This is a genomic window from Candidatus Omnitrophota bacterium, assembly GCA_028712255.1.
GTDB lineage: Bacteria > Omnitrophota > Gorgyraeia > Gygaellales > Profunditerraquicolaceae > UBA6249.
Genome location: JAQTQJ010000032.1, coordinates 1 through 4,162, shown reverse-complemented (window position 1 = coordinate 4,162; position 4,162 = coordinate 1). Strand labels below are relative to the sequence as shown.

The 4,162-nt window shown below is 35.9% G+C and carries 7 protein-coding genes; all 7 read left to right on the top strand.

From position 1 onward, the window contains the following. The first annotated feature begins 85 nt into the window (after positions 1–85). The 7 genes from PHC29_08710 to dinD all read left to right on the top strand — a co-directional run bounded on the left by PHC29_08710 (position 86) and on the right by dinD (position 4,162). Complete coding sequence (locus tag PHC29_08710; GenBank protein ID MDD5109558.1) at positions 86–280, top strand: helix-turn-helix domain-containing protein; 195 nt, start codon at positions 86–88, stop codon at positions 278–280. Then, entirely contained in the window at positions 277–489 is a 213-nt protein-coding gene (locus PHC29_08705) for a hypothetical protein (GenBank protein MDD5109557.1), read from the top strand. Before PHC29_08710 ends, PHC29_08705 begins: the two co-directional genes overlap by 4 nt. A gap of 59 nt (positions 490–548) precedes the next feature. Next, positions 549–941, top strand: a complete 393-nt coding sequence (locus PHC29_08700) for a hypothetical protein (GenBank protein MDD5109556.1) — start codon at positions 549–551, stop codon at positions 939–941. A gap of 16 nt (positions 942–957) precedes the next feature. Next, a complete protein-coding gene (locus tag PHC29_08695) occupies positions 958–1,779 on the top strand; it encodes a DUF2971 domain-containing protein (protein MDD5109555.1) in 822 nt (273 codons plus the stop codon). Positions 1,780–1,907: 128 nt separating this feature from the next. Next, on the top strand, positions 1,908–2,585 hold the full coding sequence (locus PHC29_08690; GenBank protein ID MDD5109554.1) for a hypothetical protein: 678 nt from the start codon (positions 1,908–1,910) through the stop codon (positions 2,583–2,585). Between the two features lie 53 nt (positions 2,586–2,638). Next, complete coding sequence (locus PHC29_08685) at positions 2,639–3,259, top strand: hypothetical protein (protein MDD5109553.1); 621 nt, start codon at positions 2,639–2,641, stop codon at positions 3,257–3,259. Between the two features lie 69 nt (positions 3,260–3,328). Next, the gene (gene dinD / locus PHC29_08680; GenBank protein MDD5109552.1) at positions 3,329–4,162 is read left to right on the top strand and encodes a DNA damage-inducible protein D; all 834 of its coding nucleotides are present in this window, start codon (positions 3,329–3,331) and stop codon (positions 4,160–4,162) included.

The following is a 4,162-nucleotide window of genomic DNA, read 5'->3' as shown; positions in this document are numbered from 1 at the left end:
ATTTTGAGAGGAATACGGAATTCATTGACATACTCTTATAAAAGTAGTATATTGTATTAGATTGTAACAAACTTTACTATTAATTATGCCTAAAATTCTATTAACTAAAGAAGTAGCACAGATTCTTCGTTTACATGAGGAATATGTGCGTGAGTTGATACGCCAGCGTAAACTAAAGGCCTATAAAGAGGGGAGGCGTGGCGGCTACCGCATTACTATGGAAGCGGTTAACGCTTATATTACTAAGAAACATAGAGAGATGGAGGTTTGCAGGAGATGAAACGGATATATTTATTCGGTAGTTTATTTTCATTTGGTCTAAGCTTTATCATTCACCGCTATTTTCTCCAATTTATAGTTTTCGGTGTAATCCTCGCGATCATCTATATTATTGAAAAAAATAGCTACGATTTCTCAGAGCTCAAGAAAACCATAGAAAAGCATAATGAGTTGATTAAGAAGGATATTGACGAGTTAAAGAAGCAATAAAAATTGCTTTTGTAAACACAATATCTGGAAAGGATTCAATTAAAGAATGAGGAGAGAGAATGTTAAATTTATTTAGAAAAGCATGGAAATGGATATCTAATTTTGAGTGCTTTGAAGGAACGTATTATGGAGATTCTGTTTGTGGTGCGGACCATTTTAGCCCTAATAAGGGAGGATTTTTAGTTGAAATTGAACGTTTGATAAAAAGTATTTTTTGGTTCTTGCCTATGTTCTATTTCATTCTTGGAGTTTCTATCTGGTATATCTTTTCAATGATATTTCCTGAGTGGGTAAGAATTCCTGGTTTGGAAGAAGAGTCTCCTTTTAAGAAACAAAGCGGCTTTAAGAAGTTGCTACCAGCTATTTTTATATCATCTTTAGTTTATTTCGCTGTTTTTGGCGTATATATGTTCTTGAGTCTTATTTTTAATAAAATTACGTTGCGTTATTAATTTTGGGATTAAACAAATGATTGTATGTAAGTATATAAATAGCCAAGGATGTTTGGATATCCTTAAGAATAAAAGACTCAAGGCTTCGGATATTAGATTATTTAATGACCCTTTTGAGTTTTTACCGGGTGTTGATAGGAGTCCTGATATGAGTAAAACGTTTAAACATATACAGGAAGATTTCTTGCCCAGGTTAAATAGTGGCGTTAAACAGGTTGTGACAGATTTTGACGGAAAATTTATTATTAATGATTTTCCCACAATGTTCAAAAGAATAGTTGAGAATTTGGAACCTTCTCTTATAAAAGAAATCGAGAATGGCATTGAGCGCGCTTCAAAAACTACAAGAGTTATTTGTTTTAGTGATCCCAATCTTGTAAACGAACCAGATGAGATATTGCTTTGGTCTCATTATGCGGATAAACATCGTGGTGCAAGAGTATTCTTTGACACTAATGATATTAAGGTAAAGAGTACAAATCTATTTGTTGTTGAATACTCTGTCGATCGCATGAAAATTGACCTTACAGATCTCGGCATGCTCGTTTCTCAATCAGAAGAGGCTTACAAAAACACATTTAAGACTAAGAATATTAGCTGGAAATATGAACATGAGGTTAGATGGATTATCAATATTCTTGAATGTTTTCAGGAGGGTGAGGATTGCTATATTCCGTTATTACCTAATGCAATTAGAAGGATAGATTTTGGTTGTAGATGTGAAAATAATGGTATCCTTTCCGAGATTGCCAATAAAGAAATATATAATCATTTAAAATTATATGAAGCTAAGATTCACAAGTCTAAGTTTTGTTTTGATTATGCTTCTATTCGCTAGTCCATATAGCTTTTAAGGATGGGATATAAAGTAATCTATATTATTATGTGAAAAAATGAAAAGGAGATAGGTAAAGAAGCAATCTCTGAATTGCAATTTAGTTCTTCTTTGTTAGAAGGAGAAAGTATATGAGCATTTTTAGCAAAAAACAAGAAGTTAAGCTCGAAGATTTTTGCCATGATTTTTATGAAAAAAACATACTAAATCCTATTCTACAAGGGATTGATGCCGGAGCGGCTTATTATGATATAGTTAGAAAATCTATCATAGAGGCAGATCAAAGATTTTCTAAGATTACTCTTCAGGAACTCTCTGCCGAGTTGATACCTCTCCGTTTTGAGTTGTTCGCTCTGGCATGGATACATAGGTTTACAGGAAAATTTGCTATTGCTCAAAGCGCGTTCACTAAGCATTACCTCCACGAAAAAGGAAAAAACAATATTTGGAATGGTATGGGACATTACAATAAAGTTATTTCCCATTATATAACCCTTGGGCTCAGTGAAATAAACAAAGATCGTTTAATCAGAAATCGAGCAGATTTAGCTGATAGGTACATCGCTAATGCAGAAAAAAACAAGGTAGTTGTAGATGAAAGTATAGGAAGACCAATAAATCGTATGTTTTCTGAAAATGCTTGGAAACGAAGAATTATCCTTAGTGGCCTTGTGCTTAGTCTCTGGGAACGGCTCGGTTTTGATCAAAAAGAATTAAATGAAGAGGCGGGCTTTCGTTTGGCAGTAGTTATACGTGGTTTATACGATGGCGCTCTACAGGCCTTAGAAAAAATAAAAATTAGAAGCTAGGTAAATTCTCGGTATAAGCCAAAATAATATACCTGTAACATAGGAGATAAAGCATGTCTGATGTTTCACCTGTTCCGATAAATTTTAAAGAGGCGAATAATTATGCTGATTTAGAAGGTATTAAACAAGATTTATTGTGGGTTATCGAAGCCGCTAATAAATATTCAGAGATAGATATAAGAGATACAATTACCAAGGAAGCATTTACCTTTGCTATATTAATAAAATACAGAAGAGCTAATACTAGTGGAGAAAGAAGGCGTATTCCAAAACAATGGATTGATGAACTATCGGACGATGATCAAAATGATCATCATAAGTTTATGGCGTTAGGAAATAAATATATTGCCCATTCAGTTAATGATTTTGAAGAGAATTATGCTCAAGTTCGCATCAAAAACAACGCATCGGGGCAACCCGAATTTGATCAGATTAGTGTCATGCACACGCGAGTAACAAGTATTGGCGTGGATGGCATTAGCAGATTAGTGTGTTTATCTAAAGCGTTAATCACTAAGATTGAATTGCAAATGAAGAAAGAAAAGTGTAGAGTGGAAGAGATTGCTAAAGGAATCCCCATTGATTGTCTAAAAAAACATAAATATACTAGATTTTTTTTATCTGGCAAGAATAATGTGTTTAACAGCAGACGCAGAAGGATAATTAAACAATAGTAAGAAAGGCGATTGGAACTCAAAGAAACTCATCCAGAAGAATTAAAAGAAAATTAATAAGGAGAAACTATGAAAAAAGAAATCATCATTCAGTTAAACAGAACCTTTGAGGAATCGGCCTATACACAGGATGGTGTTGAATACTGGATGGCCAGGGATATTCAGAGGTTGCTGGATTATACTGAATGGCGTAATTTCCTGTTGGTTGTTGATAAAGCCAAAATTGCTTGTGTGAAATCCGGGCAAGCCATTGCCGACCATTTTGTTGACGTCAACAAAATGGTTCAGCTTGGATCGAGCAGTCAGCGAGAAATTGAAGATATTATGCTCACCCGCTATGCCTGCTACCTTATCGCTCAAAACGGCGATCCCCGTAAGGAGCAGATCGCTTTTGCCCAAAGTTATTTTGCTATTCAAACACGTAAGCAGGAATTACTGGAAGAGCGCATTGCGTTAGTAGAACGGGTACGCGCCCGTGAAAAACTCGCTGATACCGAATCAGAGCTTTCCGGGATTGCGTATGAGCGCGGGGTTGACGGTGAAGGATTCGCGCGCCTGCGCAGCAAGGGGGATCAGGCGCTTTTTGGCGGTTTAACAACGTTAGATATGAAAAAGAAGTTGGGCGTGCCCGATAAACGGCCATTGGCTGATTTTTTGCCTACTATAACCATCAAAGCCAAAGATCTTGCCGCGGAAATTACAAGTTTTAATACAAAGAAGAATAACTTAAGCGGTGAGCAAGCTATCACAGGTGAACACGTGAAGAACAACAGGGATGTCCGTGAACTGCTTGGAAAAAGCGGCATAAGGCCTGAAGCCCTGCCTCCGGAGGAAGATATTAAGAAGTTACAGCGCAAGCTTAAATCTGAAGGTAAAAAGATAGCCAAGGATGTAAAAAGTTGA

Coding starts and splice junctions, on each gene's coding strand:
- PHC29_08695 (MDD5109555.1), top strand. CDS start 958: ATGATTGTATGTAAGTATATAAATAGCCAAGGATGTTTGGATATCCTT.
- PHC29_08710 (MDD5109558.1), top strand. CDS start 86: ATGCCTAAAATTCTATTAACTAAAGAAGTAGCACAGATTCTTCGTTTA.
- PHC29_08685 (MDD5109553.1), top strand. CDS start 2,639: ATGTCTGATGTTTCACCTGTTCCGATAAATTTTAAAGAGGCGAATAAT.
- dinD (MDD5109552.1), top strand. CDS start 3,329: ATGAAAAAAGAAATCATCATTCAGTTAAACAGAACCTTTGAGGAATCG.
- PHC29_08705 (MDD5109557.1), top strand. CDS start 277: ATGAAACGGATATATTTATTCGGTAGTTTATTTTCATTTGGTCTAAGC.
- PHC29_08700 (MDD5109556.1), top strand. CDS start 549: ATGTTAAATTTATTTAGAAAAGCATGGAAATGGATATCTAATTTTGAG.
- PHC29_08690 (MDD5109554.1), top strand. CDS start 1,908: ATGAGCATTTTTAGCAAAAAACAAGAAGTTAAGCTCGAAGATTTTTGC.